General features: G+C 38.0%; 16 protein-coding genes and 2 pseudogenes. 1 reads left to right on the top strand and 17 read right to left on the bottom strand.

Features of this window, described 5'->3' with window-relative positions:
- Positions 1–169: 169 nt before the first annotated feature.
- The 8 genes from PG418_RS18150 to PG418_RS18115 all read right to left on the bottom strand — a co-directional run bounded on the left by PG418_RS18150 (position 170) and on the right by PG418_RS18115 (position 10762).
- Positions 170–2683: a hypothetical protein gene (locus tag PG418_RS18150; RefSeq protein ID WP_498837828.1), complete on the bottom strand. Its 2514-nt coding sequence runs from the start codon at positions 2681–2683 to the stop codon at positions 170–172.
- A 190-nt stretch (positions 2684–2873) separates the two neighbouring features.
- On the bottom strand, positions 2874–5396 hold the full coding sequence (locus tag PG418_RS18145) for a DEAD/DEAH box helicase (protein WP_498837827.1): 2523 nt from the start codon (positions 5394–5396) through the stop codon (positions 2874–2876).
- Entirely contained in the window at positions 5360–5953 is a 594-nt protein-coding gene (locus PG418_RS18140) for a class I SAM-dependent methyltransferase (protein WP_498837826.1), read from the bottom strand. Before PG418_RS18140 ends, PG418_RS18145 begins: the two co-directional genes overlap by 37 nt.
- Before the next feature lie 178 nt (positions 5954–6131).
- Positions 6132–7013 (bottom strand): hypothetical protein, encoded by an 882-nt coding sequence (locus tag PG418_RS18135; protein ID WP_498837825.1) that lies wholly within the window; start codon positions 7011–7013, stop codon positions 6132–6134.
- 197 nt (positions 7014–7210) lie between these two features.
- Positions 7211–7423 (bottom strand): hypothetical protein, encoded by a 213-nt coding sequence (locus PG418_RS18130; protein ID WP_498837824.1) that lies wholly within the window; start codon positions 7421–7423, stop codon positions 7211–7213.
- Positions 7383–8306, bottom strand: a complete 924-nt coding sequence (locus tag PG418_RS18125; RefSeq protein WP_498837823.1) for an LPD25 domain-containing protein — start codon at positions 8304–8306, stop codon at positions 7383–7385. The genes PG418_RS18130 and PG418_RS18125 overlap by 41 nt, the downstream gene beginning before the upstream one ends.
- A gap of 117 nt (positions 8307–8423) precedes the next feature.
- Positions 8424–9188, bottom strand: a complete 765-nt coding sequence (locus tag PG418_RS18120; protein ID WP_498837822.1) for a TIGR03915 family putative DNA repair protein — start codon at positions 9186–9188, stop codon at positions 8424–8426.
- Between the two features lie 53 nt (positions 9189–9241).
- Positions 9242–10762, bottom strand: a complete 1521-nt coding sequence (locus tag PG418_RS18115) for a putative DNA modification/repair radical SAM protein (RefSeq protein ID WP_498837829.1) — start codon at positions 10760–10762, stop codon at positions 9242–9244.
- 237 nt (positions 10763–10999) lie between these two features.
- Between PG418_RS18115 and PG418_RS18110 the strand changes: the two are divergent.
- Positions 11000–12313 (top strand): annotated as a pseudogene (locus tag PG418_RS18110) (IS30 family transposase).
- A gap of 331 nt (positions 12314–12644) precedes the next feature.
- Here PG418_RS18110 and PG418_RS18105 read toward each other — a convergent pair.
- The 9 genes and pseudogenes from PG418_RS18105 to PG418_RS18065 all read right to left on the bottom strand — a co-directional run bounded on the left by PG418_RS18105 (position 12645) and on the right by PG418_RS18065 (position 21795).
- On the bottom strand, positions 12645–13448 hold the full coding sequence (locus tag PG418_RS18105; protein ID WP_173686002.1) for an HAD-IIA family hydrolase: 804 nt from the start codon (positions 13446–13448) through the stop codon (positions 12645–12647).
- Positions 13449–13452: 4 nt separating this feature from the next.
- Complete coding sequence (locus tag PG418_RS18100) at positions 13453–14193, bottom strand: glycerophosphodiester phosphodiesterase (RefSeq protein ID WP_346997770.1); 741 nt, start codon at positions 14191–14193, stop codon at positions 13453–13455.
- Between the two features lie 21 nt (positions 14194–14214).
- The gene (locus PG418_RS18095; RefSeq protein WP_055248605.1) at positions 14215–15603 is read right to left on the bottom strand and encodes an ABC transporter substrate-binding protein; all 1389 of its coding nucleotides are present in this window, start codon (positions 15601–15603) and stop codon (positions 14215–14217) included.
- Positions 15604–15707: 104 nt separating this feature from the next.
- Complete coding sequence (locus tag PG418_RS18090) at positions 15708–16625, bottom strand: carbohydrate ABC transporter permease (protein ID WP_055248607.1); 918 nt, start codon at positions 16623–16625, stop codon at positions 15708–15710.
- Positions 16625–17488 (bottom strand): carbohydrate ABC transporter permease, encoded by an 864-nt coding sequence (locus PG418_RS18085; RefSeq protein WP_055260551.1) that lies wholly within the window; start codon positions 17486–17488, stop codon positions 16625–16627. Before PG418_RS18085 ends, PG418_RS18090 begins: the two co-directional genes overlap by 1 nt.
- A gap of 2 nt (positions 17489–17490) precedes the next feature.
- Positions 17491–18639, bottom strand: a complete 1149-nt coding sequence (locus PG418_RS18080; protein ID WP_055248611.1) for an ABC transporter ATP-binding protein — start codon at positions 18637–18639, stop codon at positions 17491–17493.
- A gap of 208 nt (positions 18640–18847) precedes the next feature.
- Positions 18848–20182 (bottom strand): annotated as a pseudogene (locus PG418_RS18075) (glycoside-pentoside-hexuronide (GPH):cation symporter).
- Between the two features lie 93 nt (positions 20183–20275).
- Complete coding sequence (locus PG418_RS18070; protein WP_008370447.1) at positions 20276–20842, bottom strand: TetR/AcrR family transcriptional regulator; 567 nt, start codon at positions 20840–20842, stop codon at positions 20276–20278.
- Between the two features lie 437 nt (positions 20843–21279).
- Positions 21280–21795: a hypothetical protein gene (locus PG418_RS18065; RefSeq protein ID WP_498837821.1), complete on the bottom strand. Its 516-nt coding sequence runs from the start codon at positions 21793–21795 to the stop codon at positions 21280–21282.
- Between the last annotated feature and the right edge of the window lie 240 nt (positions 21796–22035).

Genomic DNA, 22035 nt, shown 5'->3' with positions numbered 1-22035 from the left:
TGGGGAAAACCTCATTTTAACTTGTACTAAATCTTGACATAGGACCACACTTTTGCTGTATACGCAATTGAATAATAACATCCTCTAATCTCATTTGTTTCTAATACTGGCTTCTCATATACAAAAACTGCGTGACTATTACTTTCCATTCCGTTAATTTGCACTACCTTTAATTAAAGCGGTTGAAGATGATGTGTGCAATATCATTTCGCCCCATTTTAACCATTAATTTAAAACTACAATGTTGTTTACAATATATTTTTTTCATACATTCTATAGCTTGGTACTTAGGCATTAAAGCCCCATCTACATTATATAGTCCATTATAACATTCTGAATTTTCAAGCAAATGAATACAATCTAAATCTGTAAGTTCTAGAAATTCCATTGTTGATATTTTAGCATTATAGGTAAATTTTTCTTTTTTAAAAAGAATATTTTCATAAAACTGAGGTGTATGTATAAGTTCTAGATTATTTTCTTCGTACTGTAGTTTTGCAAAATCAGGGGTTGATTGTTGTTTTTTTAAATAATCTGTATAAGTAAAATTGGTAGCATTATAATCATTTAGCTTTAAAAAATCTAATAATTTTTCTATTCCACCTAAATCGGTAGAAAGACTTAGTTGATTAGCTGTGTTGGAAATGTATTTCTTTAAAGCACTAATAATTCCTAATTGTATTGAACGAGCCATAGTTTTTGAGTTTGCGTGCTCTCTTCTACACAAACTATCCGGTATATTAAATTGCATGGATGATGATGTCATAAAAGAGGAGTCCCACCCATATATATGCTCTTTTTTCATTAGTTCATCGATCAGTTTCGTTACAATGCTGTCTTCCAATTCAAGTTTATTATTTTGCTTTGAATCAGATAACTGTATTTTTAATTTGGCATGTTCTGCTACAATATTGTGGAATAATTCTTTTTGTTTAATTTTATCAATGCAAATTACTTTTTTTAGTATACTACTATATTCTTTGCAAGCATTATAAAAATTAGAGTCAAGTAATTCAGTAGTAGAATCAAAACAATTTTGTAAATTTAATAATATTTGTTCTTTTTTTATACCATCTATATTTTGTAGAGGAAGAAAATCACTATATATATCATAAAATTCTATTTTATCGTAAAATATTATGTAAAGGATAAAAAAGTATTCAATATCAAATTTATCTGTCCAGACTACAGTTTTAGCACTAGCGTATGGAGGATAATATTCGAATATTCTTTTTTGCAATGCGATGCTATTAGTGAGACGTTTTCCCATAGCTTGTAGGAATGATATTATGTTTATTGTGAGTAATGAAACGGTATTTATGTCAGCAATTGATTCTGATGAAAAATTTTGTTCAAAAGTATTTCTTAGTTCACTGCGATATTGTGGAGTTAAAGTTTCTGTTTCGCAAAATATGTAAGCATAAAAAGATTGATAAAATAGCGTTAAAAAATAAGAAAATTTATCATTATTGTATGTCTGATTGTAAAAAGCATATTCGAGTATTAAATGAAATATATAGTTTCTTTGTTCAGTATTTGTATTTTTCAAAATATAAGTATTAAGGATATTGGTTAAAACAGCTATATCTAAAGCATATTCTGGCTCGTTTGTCATCCAGTTAAAGCGCATAAAGTGTCCAATATATTTTTTTAGTAAGTTTCCCTTGACAGTTTGTGATAAAATACGATTGTTTGTAATACTTTGGAAATATACAAATAAAATTTTTTCCATTTCTACATTTTTTATTTGCATAGTTTTATAAAGCTCTAGCATATCAATATCTTTGATTTGATCAAAATAATCATTATTCAACAGTTGCAAATCATCCCAAAATCTTAGCTTTTTTAGCGGAATAATAAACAAATCGGATTTATCATATTCAAACTCGGGGGCATCTAATTGATCATACAGAGAACAAATAAAAGATATCATTTCATTGTAGCCAAAAGCTAAAGTAAATGATTCGATTTTCACTCTTATTTTATCAATTAAATAAAAGTAGAATTTATCATATTCATCAGTTCCTTTGTGAATGCAAATATGCTTGGATAATTTGTTTAACATATTGCAGACATTATTTTTTTGAGAAATGTCTTTTTGAGAAATACAGATTGTAAGAGCACTAATAAGTTTGTCTGTGTGAAAACGAAACTCTTCAAAATTCATTTCTTTATTTTCAACACAATCTGAAAAGTATTTAATGACGATTTCAAATGTTTTTTTTGGATTTATAAGCATATCTATAACATTAAATGCAATAATTCCTTCTTCTAGCACTAATGCAAGTAATAAAGCAGTTAAGGTGTTTGCACAACTTTTAACAAAATTTCCGGCTAATAAAAAAGTACCAATTACAATTGTGGACAAAGAAATTGCGATATATTTTTTCATATTAAGCAATGAATTTGGAAATTGAATTATTTCACATAGTTTGTAACCATAATACGTTTTGTCCAAGAAACCAGATAAAAGAGCAACAAACGAAAAACATAGTACCGAAATCGTTATAATACCAGCATATATATAATCCATGTATGATTCAGAAACATAAAATTTAGATTTTCCAGTGATATTTACTATAATATCTATGAATATTCCTACTAAAAATAAAAAATAGGGAGCTTTTTTAAGGGATAAAATTGATTTACTCCATGTTTGCATAATACTTCCAACCTCCGCCATACTTAGTTTTTCTTTATAATAGTATAATATTAAATGAAATTTACTACAATGCAAATAGCATTCCGTTTCTCCTGAACAGTGTATTTGTTAACTTTTTTGCGACCATGATGAAGGTCGTTGATTTTATCTGATATTTTTCATTTTCGCATTTCGTCCCAATATTTAATTTACAACAGAAATGTCATTTTTGTTATATCCCGCCCATTTTCACATAGTAATTTTTCAAATCTTCTGTCAATTGTTCTTTCACTCTTGTCCAATCTTCCTCTGTCATCTGACTATACAGTGCATGATTCATAGAAATGACACTTAAATCTTTTGAATAATACAAAAATCTCTTCCGCTCAAACTTTTCAAATGGATTCGTAAGCATATTTCTGCTAATAGCTTTTCGATCTTTCAACGTCTTTACATTATACGGACAGGTGCTTCTATCTACCGGAAGCCCCCGGTCAATCCTATGCTGATAAAATTCAATATAACCATCTAGAACTTTTTCTATGTCCGCATCTCCAATTGCATTAACAGCTTTTATAAAGGACAGCATAAATGGCATTTTGTACGAAAGTGAATAATCCCGTTCTTTCAAAAAATCAAAGAAATCTTGTTTTATTGTACTGTCATTATGCTCTTTTATATTTAGCTCTTTTCGATATTTTTCTACATCATCCGGACTAAACAAGTAAATGGATCGGCTCCCGAATTTATATTCTGCACTCGGTATGATTTTCCTTTTTTTAATCCAGCTGGTTACCGTTCCTGTACTGACAAAATATTCTCTGGCAAGCTGTTCCTGACTCAGATAACTGCCATATTTATCTTCAAATGAATCAATGTCAACTTCCGATATACGTTCAATTCTTTCTTCCATTCCGTCTATGATTACCATGTCTCCCTGCTTATAATCCATTTTAGTAATATCACCAAATGGAACATAATATGGATTGGCAAATATAGAATGCATATTGCAGGCTTTCACCATAGAACCGTATTCATCTACAACATCGATTACGATAACGTTCTTTTTTGTATCTGTTTTTCTTAAACCTCTGCCAATCTGTTGTAAATACAGTACCTTCGACAAAGTCGGTCTTGCCATAACAAGAATTCCAAGTTCTGGATAATCCCATCCTTCAGAAATCATATTACATGCACATAAAAAACGAATTTTCTTCTGTTTAAATGCATTCATTACAGCATCAGGATTCTTTGTTTGACGTGTATAACTTGATGCCAAAATCCCTGCCTGATTTAATAATCTTGCCACTTCATTAGTATGAGCTACATTAACACAGAAGATAACTCCTTGTCGCTTTCCTGCCTCTCCCTCCAGAAAATAATCCTTTAAAACATTTACAATTAGTTCATTCCTAGAAGTGACTCTAATTCGTTTTTCCAAATCTGCATTCACATAATCTTTCCCGTTAAAACGTACCTTTGAAAGATCAATATTTGTCTCAATCCGGTAAACATTTGCCTTAGCTACAATTTCTTTTTCCATTGCTTCTTTTAAAGACAACGATGTGGAATAAGTCCCAAAAACAGTTTCCAGCTTCTTTTTATCCGGTCTTTGGTCTGTAGCTGTAAGACCTACTGTAAAATCTGTATCATAATATTGAATAACCCGTTTTAAAATCGGTGCAACCGCATGATGTGCCTCATCCACTACAAGATAATTATAATAATCTGACGGGATTTCCGTATAGTGTCTTGCCATATATGCATAAGTTCGTATCTCAATATGATCTACCAGTTCCGGCAGAGACTTTTTTACTCTTTCTCTCCAGTCCAGCAGAATATTGATTCCCGGGACTAAGATTAATGCATGAAAGTCCGGTTTGTCATTCGCAAAAATGCGCAAATCTTCTTCCACGATTTTTGATTTGCCAGACGCTGTAGGCAACACGATCAAAAATGCTTTCACCCCAGCACTCCTGCGTTTTTGGATTTCTTGCAGACTAATAGTCTGATGTTCATATAATTCAACAGCTCTGTCTATTTTGAGCCCATCATCAACAAAATTGGATGCATCTTTTCCAAGAAACTGTTTGATATCATCCTCTATTCGGTTCTCAAATGCACAATCTTCACTGGAAAATCGAAATAATTTTATTCCCCATAACATACAGGTATTTTGTTTATGCAATTGATTCCTATATTTTTCTTCACCGATAATCTGCGGATGGTGGTATGTAACACCATTTTCTTCTATTGCATATTGCCCATTTTTGGTTCTTATTAGATAATCCAGGAAATAATTTTTCCCAGCCTCATCACAAATGCCGTATTCTCTCGACAAATATTTAAGTGCATTCATTCCATATACATTAGAAAAATTTTGCTCGAATCGAAATTCCAGTGGAGATACATCTGCCTGCTCTCCACGGTCTCCAATACTAACTGTATAATCTACAGTTGCTGATATTTCTTTGTTTAGCAGATAACGATCCACTTCTTCTTGTGAATATCCTAAAAAACGAAAGACTCTATTAAACTGGTGCATATAATTATTCTGCTTATCAGTAATAAGCATATATGAAAAGACAGTCTCGCCTTTGTTACAATCACAAATGTCTTCGTCTATAATAACCATATCCGTGCCGTTATCATAAAATTTCGATGTTCCGCCATTCGGATAATTCGCCTGTTCTCTCAATCCAAAATCAACATGATCTATTATAAACTTGTCTTTCGTAATAGTAGGTTCAGCCACTTTTGATCCTCCCGTCCTGGCCGTACATCACCGGTATACCAATATTCTTCAATCGTTATACCTTTCATATCACTTATAAATTCGCAGAAACTTTCATAAGTGAAATCTGTGAAATATCTTCCATTTCTTTCCCCCTCAAACTCTCCGTATTTAAAAGAAGTATAAATGATACCATTATCAGTCAGTGCATTCAGCATCTTCATAAGCACACTTCTTAGTTCTTCTTTTGGTAAATGCAGAATGGACGAACATGCCCATATTCCATCGTATCGGCTTCGAACATCCAATTCTTGAAAAAGCATCTGCTGTACTGGGATTCCTACGTAGCTTTCAGCAATTTGGCACAGCTCTGCTGATCCATCAATAGCTACAACCTCAAGCCCTGCTTTAACAAAATATTTTGAATCTCTGCCTGCACCACAGCCAAAATCCAGCACACGCTTACCTTGTAATATATTGATGAATTTATCCTGCGTTTCCTTAAAATCGACAAAAGCTGTTTCTTCCGCAAAAGCTTTTGCATTTTTATTATAAAAAGCTAAAGTTTTATTATTCATATTATTTTCCCATCAAATCACTATTTACAATCATTTATATTTGCTAAAAATTTAGTTATCTTTTATCCAAAAGTCGCAGTTTAAAGTCTCATTTTTACACTCCAAAGTTGCATCGATGAAACTTTGGAGTGTTTACTACTAACTTAACTATATTTTACACACTCAGCGTTCTTAACCCTTAATCATGTTCCTCTTCCCAATAATCATAAGCCTCGTCATATCCATCATCAAATTCGTCTTCCAATTCACCGGCAAAATCATCCGGATCGTCATAATCATCTACATCATACGGATCCCTGTTCCATTTTGAAGAAGAATTTCCTTTACTGCCGGAATTACTATTTCCACCCGAACTCCATACGCTTCCAGTGTTAGGAAGATATCCTCCGCTAGAGGTATGTGCATTGCTATTTTGATCCTCTGATTTTCTGTATACCAGCTCTTCATTAACAAAAACTCGTACATCATCATCGTCCCGATTTAATGTATATTGATGAAGATTATCTTTTTTTATTGTGATATTGTTAAGCCTGTTTTCATCGCCAATAAAGACAAGGACTGTTTTTCCGTTCTCTGTAACCTTATGCTGATAATAAGCTCCACCCTCATCACGATTATCTTTCATGCAGCATTCATCATTCAGTAATTTGATAAATGATTGGAAATCGCCATTTTTTGTTTCACGTTCGTAAATACTGTCAATTGAATCACTATAGTAGTCCAATACATAATATACACAATATTCATCTTGACCATAATCCCAGATGTTCCAATACTCATCAAAATAATCTCGGGTACAGGTGTCATAAGTCACTTTAAGATCTAACAGACCAACATCTTGCATGTCCTCCTGAAGATTTTCAGCGTAAGAAACCATATATTCAGAAGCTAGTTTTTCAGCTTCTTTTTGCTCTTTAACTTTCAGCTCCTCTTCGAGTTTCTTCTGTGCCTGTTCTTGCTCTTCTTCCAATTGCACCATTTTCATGCTTCCCCAAATGACAACAAGTATTAAAATGGCGAAAGCAATGATGCTCATAGCCCATTTTGTTGCTTTCTTCATAAACAAATTTCCCTTCCTCATATCTTTCAGCTTATGCCTCTAATAACAAATAATAAATTTGCCATTCATTGTCAAATAAATTTCTTATTTCTAACCAAAATTATATCATAAAACCATTAAAGTTTTTAGCTGAAATCAATATTTTTTTCTTTGTGTACATCGAGCTTTGTATTTAGATTGCTACAATTTAAATACTCTTAATAAAAGTAATTTTCCTTCTTTGCCAAATTCTGTTGATACAAACAATATAATTTCTTATCTTTTCCATCTACCGTCTGCTTCTGCTGTGCCGTTTTTCTATCTGTCTTTCCTGCCTCCTTAACCACTGCATTCGCTTCGGTACTTATTACTCGCTCATCTGCTCTTCCTTCATTTCTTTCCGCTACCTGCTGTTCTCGTCTCTCCTTCACACCTTTTTCTTCCAGACTGCAAATACGGCAGTACATGATTCTGCATATCCGTCAGATCTTCCATATACTTCTGATATTCTTCATTGCCTTTTCCCTGCTGATAGCTGATCCAGCTTTCATCCGTCAATTTCATTTCATTCTGCATCTTTAACTGACTGATGATACCGCCGTTTCCGGTACCAATATCTATCTTACCTTGAAAATAACGCAGCATCTTATCACCTTTCTCAGCATAATATACTGTAAAAAACATCTGCGCTGTCGTTTTTGGTTCGTTGGTGTTTGGATCACGGTCAGCATACCAGGCTTTGTCCTGTTCTACTGTTTTGGAATCCAAATCAGATAACTTCTGGCATCTTGGATTTCCCAACTCACTTTTCTCACAATAATTCACATACACCTTCGGTTCCATATCTTTTGGAAGCTCTGGTTCATAGGTTTTCAGTCTTTCCATCAACACGTCTGCACGAACAGACAGATCGGATTCTTCGTCTACAATATCCTTCACGTAAGAAACATAATAATAATGAATATTACCGCTTTGTAAATCCAGCATTACTTCCTGTACCGTATTTTCTCCTCGCTCCACATTATCTCGGTACTCATACGGATCAAAAGCTTCTGCAATTTCATCCAGTGTCTCTGCCAGCTGTTCTGTGGTCATCTTCTCTGGATACATTGCTTCCCGAACATCCCGCATCGGTACATACTTATAATCCGGCAATGTTTCATGAATTTTCTCAATCCCCTCCCGTACCAGTGCAAGTTCTCCATAAAACCGAACATCATCCATCAGATTTCCAAATACAGTATTTCCTTTTACGATTGCAAATTCGGCTTCATCGTAGTAACTGTCTTCCTGATCACGATAGATAATTCCCATTGAGCATCTGAGATGTCCCATGTGTATAGATGAGCGTTCTTAAAAGCGTATAAATAGCAACAGCAAAGAATAGATTTTTAACCGGAGTTATTCTTTGCTGCTTTTTAATTCCTGCGATTATTCTTTAAATTCCACAGCATGCTTTCTTTTCCAGATCGGAAAAAGATTCCTCTGACAGACATAATTCTCCCGCTCTTTGATCCCGATCGTATGGAAAAATGTCTTCCACATCCCAGTGTATTCATCTTCGTACTCTTCTGTTTTCCGAAGTGACTCAAACTCTCCGTCCGTCAGATAACGAAGATAATTTTCTCCGTCTTTTGGATGGACACAGACGGTCTTCCGGTTATCGTCAACGATCATCCAGTATTCCGATGGCATACGGTCTGCGAAATGTCTTCCAACCAGCATGATCACATCACTTTTGGGTTCCAGATGGCTGACATACACACGCCCGTCGAGACTTTGAAACCGGGCGAATTCACGGAAATGATGGCTTTCATTTCCGACACTACGATACAGTTCTATTATCCGCATTACATGTGGATTGGTATAATTTTCGAGTACACCCGCTCCTATGGCAAATCCAACTCGTAAAAAATTATAGATTGCCTGCAGTGCGTCTTCTTCTGCTGAAAGGGATGCGTAATACACATACAGATATGCTCTGGAAGAAATATCTCTGCGGATAGACCGGGTGACTTTTTCTGCCTTTGAACAGTCTCCGTCTACATGGATATATTCATCCAGCAGTGTCGCCTGAAAAATCGGTTCTTTTTTCAGTCTTATCTGGTCATGACCGATTAGCAAAGCATCTGCCCATGCATCATAGATACAGGTCATGATGTCTTCCAACCGATCCTTACAAGTATATATCTTCATAAATTTCCTGCTTTCTCATATTGCTATAAGTATTTTCTGCCCTAATGATGTAACTATCCAATTCCAAAATCAGCAAGTGTCATCTGTGAGAAGCCTTCATTTGCATGAGCCATTTCCCAGGATTCCTTCCGGTCTACGCTGACCAGTTGTCTTGTGATATAAGTCTCTTCAAGTGGTGTGTGATACATCTGTTTTCCGCCACAGGTGATGAAATAGTGCGCTCTTTTCAGCACAACTCCCATTTTCTTCAGACTTGTGAAATCCATTCTTCCATATCTTCGTGCATTTACAATACGGCTGGCTGATTTCGGTCCGACTCCGGGTACGCGGAGGAGTTCTGCATAGCTTGCCGTTTCTACTTCAACGGGAAATAATTCCAGATGGCGTAATGCCCAATCACACTTCGGATCCAGAAGTTCGTTAAAATTCGGTTTCTCTATGGTTAAAAGTTCATCTGCCTGAAATCCGTAAAACCGGAGCAGCCAGTCTGCCTGATAAAGCCTGTGTTCACGCAAAAGCGGCGGTGGAGTTCCAATCTCAGGCAGAACAGGATCTTCATTCAGCGGGATATATGCCGAATAAAAGACTCGTTTCAGATCAAATCCCTGATAAAGCTGCTGCGTGGTCTGTAATAAGGTATAATCGCTTTCACCTGTCGCTCCGATGATCATCTGGGTGCTTTGTCCTGCCGGTGCAAAGCTGCGTTTTAATCTGGACATATCATGTGGTGCAAGTTGATATGCCTGATTCCAGGTGAAGGAAGAATCCAATAGCGCAGGATTTGACTGTGCAGAAGTCTTGGATACATCGGTTCCTCTCTGTAGCGCTGCTCTGCTCTCCAGTTTCTTTTGGAACTGTTGTTTGGAAGTATCAGAAAAAATTCCGTTATGCAGGAACTGATTTCCACGACTTCTTTCCATATATGATGATTTTCCGATTGCCATGCGATGTGCGGCAATGGTATTCTGCACCTTTCCCATCGGACTTAGGATTGTCTGCATAGTCTTGTTCGGTGCCAGCTTACGAAGCCCCTCAGAAGTTGGCAGTTCCAGATTCACGCTGACACGGTCTGCCAGATAACCGGCAGCTGCAAGTAATTCATCCGAAGCCCCCGGAATCGTCTTCACATGAATGTATCCGTTAAAATGGTATTTTGTGCGGAGAAGTAACAGTGTCTCGCACATCTTTTCCATCGTATAGGTTGGATTTTCCAAAATACCGGAACTTAGGAAAAGTCCTTCTATATAATTCCGTTTATAAAATTCGACTGTAAGATTACAGATCTCTTCCGGAGTAAACGTAGCTCTTTTTACATCATTGCTCGCACGGTTAATGCAGTATTTGCAATCGTAGACACAATGATTGGTCATTAAGATCTTAAGTAAAGAAATACATCTTCCGTCTGCCGCAAAGCTGTGACAAATTCCACATGAAACGGCATTACCGAGTTCTCCTTTCTGTCCCCGGCGGCTTGAGCCGCTTGATGTACATGCGACATCATACTTTGCAGCATCAGCAAGAATATGTAATTTTTCCTGTATTGTATAATGTTCATTTGTCATTTCTGTATTCATATTTCTATTATACAAACATATGTTCGGCTATGCAAGTGTTTTTTACAGTTAAAACAGAGGCAATCAAGAATTACTTAAATGAAAAACTAAATTCCGGTTTTGGACCAAATGCAAGAGTAAATTCCATATAGGTAGAAGTTTCTTTTGCACACATATTTGCCATATTGTCTTTGATAATCATTACTCCGTATAATGTACTTGCAGCTGATTGCCTGCCTGTGCAGATTGGAGATAATTATGAAAAATAAAGGCAATCAGAAACATTTAACATTTGAACAGCGTGTTGATATCGAGAAAGGTCTTACTGAGAATAAAAGCTTCACTGAAATTGGACGAATTATTGGTAAAAATCCATCTACCATATCAAAGGAAGTACGTCTCCACGCACATACAAAAGAACGTCCGGATTCAGGTTACACTCACCCGCCATGTATTCATCGTAAGAACTGTAAGGTGACATGCTTGTGTGATAAGATGTGTGGCATTCATTGTAAGCTTTGCAGAAAACCATCCTTTCGCTGCACTGATATATGTCCCGCATATGAGACAGCTGAATGTGAGAAACTGAATAAACCACCCTACGTATGTAATGGCTGTGGTAAAAAGACCCATTGTCTTATGCCCAGAAAGTTTTATTCATCCAAATATGCCCATGATGAGTACCGTAGCGTGCTAGTCGATTGCAGAGTCGGCATTAACTAGACTCCGGAAAGTATTCAATCCATGAATGATTTATTGGTTCCATTGATCAAGGAGAAACATCAGTCCATCGGTCATATTTATGCTACTCATGCAGAAGAATTGGGTTGCTCCAGAAGAACACTTTACTCCTACATCAATGATTGTGTATTCGATGTCCGCAATGGTGACTTAAGGCGTTCTGTACGTTATAAGAAACGCAAGAAACCTACACAGACCAGTGCAAAAGATCGTTCTTATCGTCAAGGTCATAACTACGAAAATTTCCAGAATTATATGAAAGATCATCCAGATATAAATGTTGTGGAAATGGACTGCGTGGAAGGAATGAAAGGCGAAAGCTGCGCCCTCTTGACCTTTACATTCCGCAACTGCAATCTTATGCTTATGTTCCTGTTGGAATATCAAGACCAGGAATGCGTGTTAGAGGTCTTTGTATGGCTTGAAACAGTGTTAGGACAGGATGCATTCAAAAAGCTTTTTCCGGTGATCCTCACGGATGGAGGTTCAGAATTCTCAGCTCGTGAAGAGATGGAGGAATTCTGTGACGGAAGTAAAAGCACGACTGTCTTTTACTGTGATCCATACAGCTTTTGGCAAAAAGGTGCCTGCGAAAAGAACCACGAGTATATCCGCTACATCCGTCCGAAAGGGAGTTCATTCGCTGATTTAAATGACGAGAAAGTCAGACTTATGATGAATCACATAAACAACGAAAAAAGAGACAGTCTTAATGGACATAGCCCATATGAACTCTCTCTTTTACTCTTGGACAACAAACTGCACAAAGCATTAGGATTAAAGGCAATCGCACCTGATGATGTTATGCTTAGTCCAAAACTTATAAAATAAAATAGTAAAGCACAGGCAGATTTCACTGCACCAGAATTTAGTCTTGCACATAAGGCATGTGGAATTTAGTCTCGCACACTATTTTCAGATGCCCGGTTAGTATGCATAAAAACATAAATCATGAGTGCTTACAGGTTTATTATAAGACAAAAAAATAGAATTGTTAAGGTGCATTACAGAATTTAATCCCGCATAGTTACTGAGATAATCCACAGCTGGAATTTAGTTTTTCATTTAAGTGCAATCAAGAATTGACCTGAATATACAGACAGGGTATGTACAGCTTCATTTGCCATACATACCCTGTTTTAGTAAACATATTTTCTTTTATTTAAGAAATACTTTTGCTCCATGCTTCATGCAACTCATCAACGGATGACATCACGTAATCCGGCTGATGTTCGTATGCTTTTGCTTCTTCTTCAGTTGCCTCACCGGATAATACCAGTACCGTCTCAACACCGGCATGATATCCACATAAGATATCCGTATACAGGCGGTCTCCAACGATTAAAGTCTCTTCTTTCCGGTAATGATTCCGCTGCAATGCAAGTTCTACCATTTCAGGCTGCGGCTTACCAATAAAATACGGCATTCGCTTTACCGCATGTGCAAGCATTTCACAGATGGAGCCACAGTCTGGTACAAATCCAAATTCAATCGGACATACATAGTCTGGATTTGTTGCAAGATAATCCACATTTTTTGTACTCAGCAGCTTACATGTATCAGATAATTTTTCATATGTCAGCTGATTATCATAAGAAACTACAACGCAGGTAATTCCTTCATCCTCGCAATCGCTTGTTACGTGGATTTTATTTTTTTTGAGTTCCCGGATAAAGGACCGGGTTCCCAGCACATAGATCAGTTCTCCGGCATGATTTTTCTTCAGATAATCAATGGTTACATAGGATGCTGTCAGGAAATTGGTGTAATCGGTGTGGATTCCAAGAACCTGAAAAAATCTGATATAATCATCGATGCTCTTGGTTGCATTGTTTGTGATAAATACAAACTGCCCGCCATTTGCCTTGATGTCTTTTAGGAAAGCTGCGGATCCTTCAACGAGCTGATTCCCTTTACAGATCGTACCGTCTATATCCAGCAGAAAAAGTTTTTTATTTTCCAGCATGATCTTATACTTCCGCTTCTTTTTTGATCTGCACTGCCATGTCTGGATAATTGGTGATAATTGCAGTTACTCCTGCATCGATCAGCCATTTCATATCCGCTTTTTCATTGACTGTCCAGACACGGACATTCAGATTGCTGTCTAGATATTCTTTCAGGAAATCTGCCATTTTTACATGATATACTGCCGGATGCAGTCCGTCTACTTTTGTATTCTTCGCATACTCTGCAACATTCAGGATCACATCACTGTACAGATAAGCGGTTTCTGCTTCCGGCACAATTTTCTTCATCTGCTGGATGCTGTAATGGTTAAAGGAAGAATAAATCACCCGCTCTTCCATTCCGGCTTTTTTTACAAGATCCGCAACCTTCTGCTCGATTTCCGGATACCAGTAAATTCCTGTTTTCAGCTCAATATTGACCTGGATACCGGATGCTTTTACCGCATCCAGTACTTCTTCCAGGGTTGGGATCTTTGCTGCGGAATACTCCGGGAATTTGTTTTTCAGTACTGTAAGCTCTTTTAACTTTTTTAAGGTATAATCCTTGACCCATCCCTTTTTTTCTGTAACTCTGTCGATGGTTTCATCATGGATCACAACCGGGATTCCATCCTTTGTAAGCTGTACGTCAAGCTCGATTCCGTCAGCACCCTGTGTGATTGCCAGTGCAAATGCTTCCAACGTGTTTTCCGGTGCATATCCGCTTGCACCTCTGTGTGCAAATATTTTTGTTTTGCTCAATGTTTATTGCCTCGATTCTTTTTAATTATTTACAGTATTGTAGTCAGTGATCGCTTTGTTGATCGAATCTGACATTTTCTGTACTGCTGTGTCGACATCTTCTTTTCCATTCAGCATGCTTTCGATTTCAGACTCAACAGTTGCTCTTGCTTCCGGGAATACACTTAAAAGCGCACCGCAATATTCCGGTGAAGAATCATGGAGCTGATCGATTGCTGTCTGGAACTGAGGATACTGCGCGATATTATCTTTGAATGTCTGTTCATCGTGTGCTTTTGTGGTAACCGGGAAATATCCTGTCTGTGCATTCCAGTATGCCTGTGATTCCGGAGAGATCAGGAATTTTACGAATTCCCATGTTGCACGGAGTTTCTTTGGATCTTTATTGTTCAGTGCCCACAGAGAAGCTCCACCGATGGATACTCCGCCTTCATCACTTGAAGATACCTTCGGAAAATATGCAGTTCCCACTTCAAATTTTCCGTTTACATCCTGCAGGATCTGTTTTAATGAAGCTGTAGAACCAAGTGTGATTGCGGACTTTCCGGCTGAGAAATCTGCAAGTCCTGCATCACCGCCTTTTCCGACGATTGGAGCATAACCGTCTTTGTTGAGTTTCTGCCATGCGGTCAGGATATTCTTGGCTGCACCGTTTTTGTCAAAGTCAACTGCTGTTGCGGCCTTTTCACGCCCATTTCCGTTATTGGCATAGTCCAGACCCTGTTTTCCGATAAACTGCTCGAAGAACCATCCGTAAATACCAAGAGACATTACTTCTCCGGCACCGCCTTTGCTCATTAACTGATCGCCAATCTCATCGATTGCTTCCAGGCTGTCCGGGATTTCTGTAATACCGGCTTTGTCGAACATATCTTTATTATAATACATAATTGGGGTAGATGAGTTAAAAGGCATCGAATATAATTGATTATCAATCGTATAATATGCAGCAAGGTTCGGTTCGATCTCGGATACATCATAATTATCTGCATCGATCATTTCCTGCATTGGCACTGTCCAACCGGATTCGATCATAAAACGGGTACCGATTTCATAAACCTGTACCAGATCTGCACCCATATTTCCGATCTGTGCGCTCTTTAATTTGTTCAGAGAATCATCATATTCTCCCTGATACTGTGCTTCTACAGTAATTCCATATTCATTTTCATCATTAAATTTTTTGACAAGTGTATCGATTGCCTGTCCATTGACTCCACCCATAGAATGCCAGAAAGTAATGGTTGTTCCGTCTACATCCTTTGCATCTGCCATTTCTGCTTTTTCATTGCCTTCTGCTGCATCGGATGAGCCATCCTGGCTGATGGAAGATTTTCCACCACCGCATCCTGCAAGCATTCCGACTGCCATTGCTGCTACAAGTAATAATGAAACTGTTTTTTTCTTCATAATTTTCCTCCTGTTGTGATCTCTTCTAATTGGATGAAATTGTGTGTAATATTTACACATATATAGGATCGGGAATGAATGTTTTCCCGTTTCCAGTATAGGAATTAACCCTTTACAGCTCCTGAGAACATTCCCCGGATCAGTTGCTTCTGTCCGATAATGAAAATCGAAATCGACGGAATGATGATCATGACAACACCTGCGATCATCAGGGTAATGGACTGCGAATCCACACTGTCAAGCATACTGATACCAATCTGTACGGTTCGCATGTTGTTGGAACCGGTTACAAGAAGTGGCCACATATACATATTCCATGCATTGATAAAAGTATAAACTGCCATAGCTCCGATTGCTGACTTGGTCAGCGGGATCAGAATCTTAATAATGAATTTCAAATTACTGCATCCGTCCAGTTTTGCTGATTCATACAGGGACATCGGGAATGTCATATAGAACTGACGGAACAAAAAGATTCCCATCGCCGATGTCAGATACGGAATGATCAGTACCGCATACGTATCAAGAATCCCCCAGCTTCCGACGGTCAGATAATTGGAAATGATCGTTGCTTCGCCAGGAACCATCATGGTTGCCATAACAATTGCAAAAAGGATTCCTTTTCCCTTAAATTCCAGGAAGGAAAATGCAAATGCGGCAAGGGAACAGGAAATGATCTGTCCGATGGTAATACATCCTGCCATGATAAATGAATTTAAAATGAACCGGAGAAGCGGAACAGTTGTAAATGCCTCCTTGAAGTTCTGCAGTGTCGGATGCTTCGGAAAAAGATTCAGATCCGTTGTAAATAATTCATTGGATGGCATCAGCGCAATGCTGACCGCGTATAAAAGCGGAAGCAGTACAAGGATTGCGAAAATGATATTTGCCGCAAGGCGCAGTGCTGTCTTACTTCTTCTTTTCGCCAGTGCCTTGGCGTTCATTTTATTTTTTAATTCCAGAAGTTCACTTTTTGAATATTTTCCTTCCATCGGAATTGCCATACTATTTAACTGACTCATTAGTAATTTACTCCCTTCTTCTCAATGCGGAACATCACCAATGTTACAAGCATGATAATGACAAATAAGATAACAGACTGTGCGGATGCACTTCCAAAACGATAGTTAAAGAATGCATCTCTGTAAATCGAGTATACGATTACGTTTGTGGATTCATTCGGTCCGCCTTCTGTCAGGATCTTGATCTGTCCGAATGACTGGAATGCCTGAATGATGTTTACAACAACGGTGTAAAACATGATCGGTGACAGTCCCGGAAGTGTCAGGCTGAAAAATTGCTGAACCCCGCTTGCACCGTCGACCGATGCTCTTTCATAAATGGTTTCGTCAATATTTCCGAGTCCTGCCGAAAAATACAGAAAATTGATTCCGCTATTTAACCATGCGGTAAGGATCGCGACACAGTAAAGTGCGGTGTTTGGATCGTTTAGCCAGTTGATATCAAGTCCGAGAAGCTTATTTACAATTCCGACTGCCGGATGGAGCATGATCTGGAAAATCATGGCTGCCGAGCTTGATGCGATCGCCATCGGAAGCGCGTAAGCGGTACTGAATACGCGGATTCCAGGAAAAGCTTTGTTACAAAGAACTGCAGCAATCAATCCCAGGAGCATTCCGCCGAGTACAACGATGACAACAAAGACCAATGTAACTTTTAAACTGTTTCTAAAGGATTCTGAACTAAGCAGATCTATATAATTCTGAAGACCTACAAAGATTTTTGCCTGTCCCATTTTGTTTGTCATAAAAAGGCTTAAGTAAACTGTCTTTACAAATGGGTAGAACAAAAATACTGCAAAGATCAGAATACTCGGCACCAGATAAAGGTACGGTGTAATTTTTAGATTCTTTTCTTTTTTCATTCTTAATATCCTTTCCTATATAGATTCAGAATATTTTCCTCTGTCTCTGTATCAAATATGTGAATCCGATTTGGATCAAAATACAGATCTACCGTTTCACCTACTTTTGTCTGGTTGGATGGCTCCAGCCTTACAGCATGCGTTCTGTGCTGTTCATCAAAATACAGGAATACTTCTGCTCCAAGCATTTCTCTGGTAACGACGGTTTCCCGTATTCCGGCACTGTTTTTTGCAAATCCGCTGGCTTTTGCTTCTTCGTATTCATAGATATCTTCCGGTCTGATTCCCAGGGTCACACGTTTTCCCAGGTATTCTTTCCGGAGAATTTCTTCATTACGCCCAGTTGGATATACTTTTTTTACTGGTCCTGTTGTTGCAAATAACAGGACTGTCTTATCAAATTCTTTTTCCACTTCGCATTCGATAAAATTCATGGTCGGTGCACCTACAAATCCTGCGACAAATTTATTTACCGGATGATCGTAAATGTTCTGCGGGGTATCTACCTGCTGGATCAGACCGTCTTTCATGACAACGATTTTTGTCCCAAGCGTCATTGCTTCTGTCTGATCGTGTGTAACATAAATGATGGTGGTATCTAACTGTTTATGTAACTTTTGCAATTCAACACGCATCTGCGCCCGAAGCTTTGCATCAAGATTGGAAAGTGGTTCATCCATAAGAAATGCTTTTGGCTGTCTTATGATTGCCGCGCCAATCGCAACACGCTGCTTTTGCCCGCCGGATAATGCCGCCGGTTTTCTGTCAAGCAGAGATTCAATCTCAAGGATTCTTGCTACTTCTCTGACTCTTTGATCAATTTCTTTTTTCGGAACCTTACGGATTTTCAGTGAGTAAGCAATATTTCCATAAACAGTCATGTTTGGATATAAAGCATAATTCTGAAAAACCATTGACATCTCTCTTTCCTTTGGTTCCAGATAGTTGCAGAGCTCTTCGTCGATCCAGAGTTCTCCATCTGTAATATCTTCCAGTCCTGCAATCAATCTAAGTGTTGTAGATTTTCCACAGCCGGAAGGTCCTACGAAAATCACAAATTCTTTATCATGAATGTCTAAGGTAAAATCTTTTACACCATAATGTGTGGAATCAAATTGCTTACAGACATTTCTTAACGCAATTTCAGCCATCTTTTTCCTCCTTCATAGCCACGAATGTGGCTTCGTTCTTGCTCTTATGTCCGTGAAATATCATAACATTTCAGCTTCTGAAAGTGCTATCATATTTCTGCTAAAGAAATGTTAAATGGACGTATATTATTATATACAAATGTAAAAAAATGAGACAGTCCGCAAACTGTCCCACTAAAATTTCGTTATAAAATTATAGGTATAAATATTATGCTCTCTTCCGTTCTTCCAGTGTTCTGGATATTTCTTCTGTCTTTTCATCTGTTAATATGTAATGTTTTCGGAACACAAGTAATCCGATCAGCAATACAAGAATCGGAATGATCGTCATACACATCCGAAGTCCCAGCCTGGAAGCCGGTGCGATTACCGTCAGTACTTCTGCCGTTTCATCCTTCTTGATCTGGAAGATCTGAATAACGATCGAAGCCGCAAGTGCAGCCACGCCAGATGCCAGCTTTACCACAAAGGTCTGCATCGAAAAGATTACCGATTCGTCACGCCGGTTATTTTTCAATTCCCCGTAATCTACCGTATTTGCAAGGAAAATCGTCACAATAACATTCAGCATACCAATTGCCGACATAATAAGGAATGCCGGAACCAGAAGCAGATAGACACCGGTACTTCCGGAGAATGCAATCACAAGAAGGATCAGATATCCTGCAAATGCCATAGAAAAGCTGACATAAAAAAGATTTATCGTATTCATAAATTTCCGGAACAGCGGAAACAAAATCATCATCGCAAGGATCTGGAATGCACCGCCAAAGGTATTAAAAAGCGTATAATTGCTCTGCCATGCTTCCGGACTGAAATCATATTTGAAAAAGTAAATGACCAGATTCGATGTAATATATAATGCGGTATTGATCATAACAATTGCCACAACCATGGTCAGTGCCTGGTCATTGCGAAACAGTGCCCGGAACATTTCTTTTACCGTTGCTGTTTCCATATTTACCGAAGATTTTTCTTTAATAGAAAGGCAGGTAATCGTAATAAAAATGAAAAACAAAACCGCAATGATCAGTGCAAAATAGCGATATCCAAGCCGTTCAATTTCCGATGCACTTTCCCCGCCTGCCAGTTTGCCAAGCGTGGATACGGAAAGTACGGTGATGATCGTGATAATTGCAGAACCAACGCCGGCACAGGAACGTGCCATTGCAGAAAGATTTTCGCGCTCTTTTCCGCTTTCGGTAAAAGCAGGAATCATGGACCAGTATGGAATGTCCATCATCGTATAAGTTACGCCCCAGAGTATGTAGGTTATAGCCGCATAAGCAACCAGTCCTCTGCCTGAAAGAGAGGGCGGTGCAGCAAACATCAGATACAAAACAATGGCATTTGTCAGTGTACCGATAAAGAGCCACGGTCGGAACTTGCCTCATCTGGTTTTCGTCTTTGCTACGATGATTCCCATGATCGGATCATTAAATGCATCAAAAATTCGGGCGATAAACAGGATCACCCCCATTGCCACAGCACTGACACCCATGATGTCCTGGTAATAATAAAGGACATAGGACGCTGACAGCATATAGACCATATCTTTCCCTACAGCCCCGATTCCGTAGGCAAACTTTTCTTTTCCTTTTAGTTTCTGTACTTCTCCCATAATAAATCCCCCTTGTCAGATTGTAATGCCATCGATCAGAATGGATACGACTTCATCTAATGCCTCATGATAAGAAATTCCATTCTGGACCAGCACGTCTCTCTGAAAAAACTGTTCTAATGTGGCTTCCATCATGGTTTTTAAAATTGGAATCTGGATATTTCGAATTTTTCCTTCTGTGATGCCCTGTTCCAGTAATGAAATCGTACTCTCCCACCCGGTTTCCAGACGGGATTTTACTTTTTCATAAACTTCGGGATACCTCTCCTTTAGCTGATAAAGCTGTCTGAGATCAAGCTCCCGATACCCTTCCGGTAACACACCAAGAATTGCTCTGATTTTACCAACCGTATCCAGACTCAGATCTTGAAGAACTTTTTGTTCACTTTCTTTGATCGAGGAAAAACAATAATCAACCATCTCCAGAACCAATGAATTTTTGTCAGGGAAAACAGTATAGATTGTTTTTTTGCTGATTCCCAGAAGAGATGCAAGATCATCCATTGTAAATTTTAACCCTTTTTTCTGAAATGCCTTGATGGTTGCTTCGAGAATATTGCCTTTTAAATTTTTATCTGACACATCATCATCTCCTTGTGGAAACTATTTCTCTTGTAATAGTTTCCTTGATTGTAGCATCTTTGCGCACAAAAAAACAAGCAACTAAATTCACAAAAATAGTTTCTTGTTTTTGGTAACTTTTTAATATGGAGCGAATTCTTTTTCTGGCGGATATATTTTGATTTAAAACTCTCTTGGTTGCAATTTTTTTTATTTTAAAAACAGCTGCGGAATTGCTTCCACAGCTGTTGCGTGCTTGAAACCGTACCTCTACACTGTGAACTGACACAGGTTTTTTACAGGGGGATTTAAAAATTTAAATTGTATACTTTTCCAAAAATGTTTCTATGAACAAGAACACATAACCTGATAACAAATAACCAATAAACGATGACATTGAACCATAACCAACCGTCTATAAGCTTTGTTGAAGATATACCCTGTACGGAAATTCCTACTTAGATATCCACATCAAACAACACTGTCTGATTGTAACGATCCAGTGCAATCTGCATTTCCATAATTGTATTGGAAATACGGTCGTATTCCTGACGGATTACTTCCAGATCATAGTTGATATATTTATATTCCGGTACCGATCCGGATGAACTGAAGGAATTACTATACACACGCATTTTCGGAAGCCGCTTGCGCATATCGTCAAGAACAGCTTTTCTTTTGTTAAGCTGCGCCATTCGGATCAGAATGCTGTCAATGCTCATCTCCTGATTGCCAACCTGCACTTTTGCGGTGGCATTTGTCAGGTTCAATGTATGTTTGATAGTAACAATCTTCCTGTCGATCTCGTCAATTGTATTTGCAATGGTCATATAATCATATTCCGGAATGACCGGCTCCTCATTGACCGCTGCCACATAGATACTGGATGCTACCTCCTTGTTTACCCAGAATGCTTTATCTTCCTCAAGGCTTCTCAACATCTTGTTTGCATAAGCTGATGTAATTTTCTTCATGATTTTTGCCTCCCATACTGTTCTCTTGCTTACAATATAAATGATGTAACCGGATTGCTCCATTGCTATGCAATTCCCGCAATCCTCGAACACCATATAAATAATATCTGTTCCTCAACTTCTGGTTTAATTATAATTATATGATAGCTGTTTGTCATTCAACCAACAGTTTAAAACTCTACAGAAAGAACAAAGGGCGTGTGAAAAAACGAAAGTTTTTTCATGCGTCCTTTTTCTTAT

It is taken from the genome of Bariatricus sp. TF06-38A, from assembly GCF_027690675.1.
Classification (GTDB): Bacteria; Bacillota; Clostridia; order Lachnospirales; family Lachnospiraceae; genus Allocoprococcus; species Allocoprococcus comes.
This window is presented reverse-complemented; position numbering and strand designations above follow the sequence as displayed.

Coding starts and splice junctions, on each gene's coding strand:
- PG418_RS18150 (WP_498837828.1), bottom strand. CDS start 2,683: ATGGCGGAGGTTGGAAGTATTATGCAAACATGGAGTAAATCAATTTTA.
- PG418_RS18140 (WP_498837826.1), bottom strand. CDS start 5,953: ATGAATAATAAAACTTTAGCTTTTTATAATAAAAATGCAAAAGCTTTT.
- PG418_RS18135 (WP_498837825.1), bottom strand. CDS start 7,013: ATGAAGAAAGCAACAAAATGGGCTATGAGCATCATTGCTTTCGCCATT.
- PG418_RS18125 (WP_498837823.1), bottom strand. CDS start 8,306: ATGGGAATTATCTATCGTGATCAGGAAGACAGTTACTACGATGAAGCC.
- PG418_RS18120 (WP_498837822.1), bottom strand. CDS start 9,188: ATGAAGATATATACTTGTAAGGATCGGTTGGAAGACATCATGACCTGT.
- PG418_RS18115 (WP_498837829.1), bottom strand. CDS start 10,762: ATGAATACAGAAATGACAAATGAACATTATACAATACAGGAAAAATTA.
- PG418_RS18105 (WP_173686002.1), bottom strand. CDS start 13,448: ATGCTGGAAAATAAAAAACTTTTTCTGCTGGATATAGACGGTACGATC.
- PG418_RS18095 (WP_055248605.1), bottom strand. CDS start 15,603: ATGAAGAAAAAAACAGTTTCATTATTACTTGTAGCAGCAATGGCAGTC.
- PG418_RS18090 (WP_055248607.1), bottom strand. CDS start 16,625: ATGAGTCAGTTAAATAGTATGGCAATTCCGATGGAAGGAAAATATTCA.
- PG418_RS18085 (WP_055260551.1), bottom strand. CDS start 17,488: ATGAAAAAAGAAAAGAATCTAAAAATTACACCGTACCTTTATCTGGTG.
- PG418_RS18080 (WP_055248611.1), bottom strand. CDS start 18,639: ATGGCTGAAATTGCGTTAAGAAATGTCTGTAAGCAATTTGATTCCACA.
- PG418_RS18065 (WP_498837821.1), bottom strand. CDS start 21,795: ATGAAGAAAATTACATCAGCTTATGCAAACAAGATGTTGAGAAGCCTT.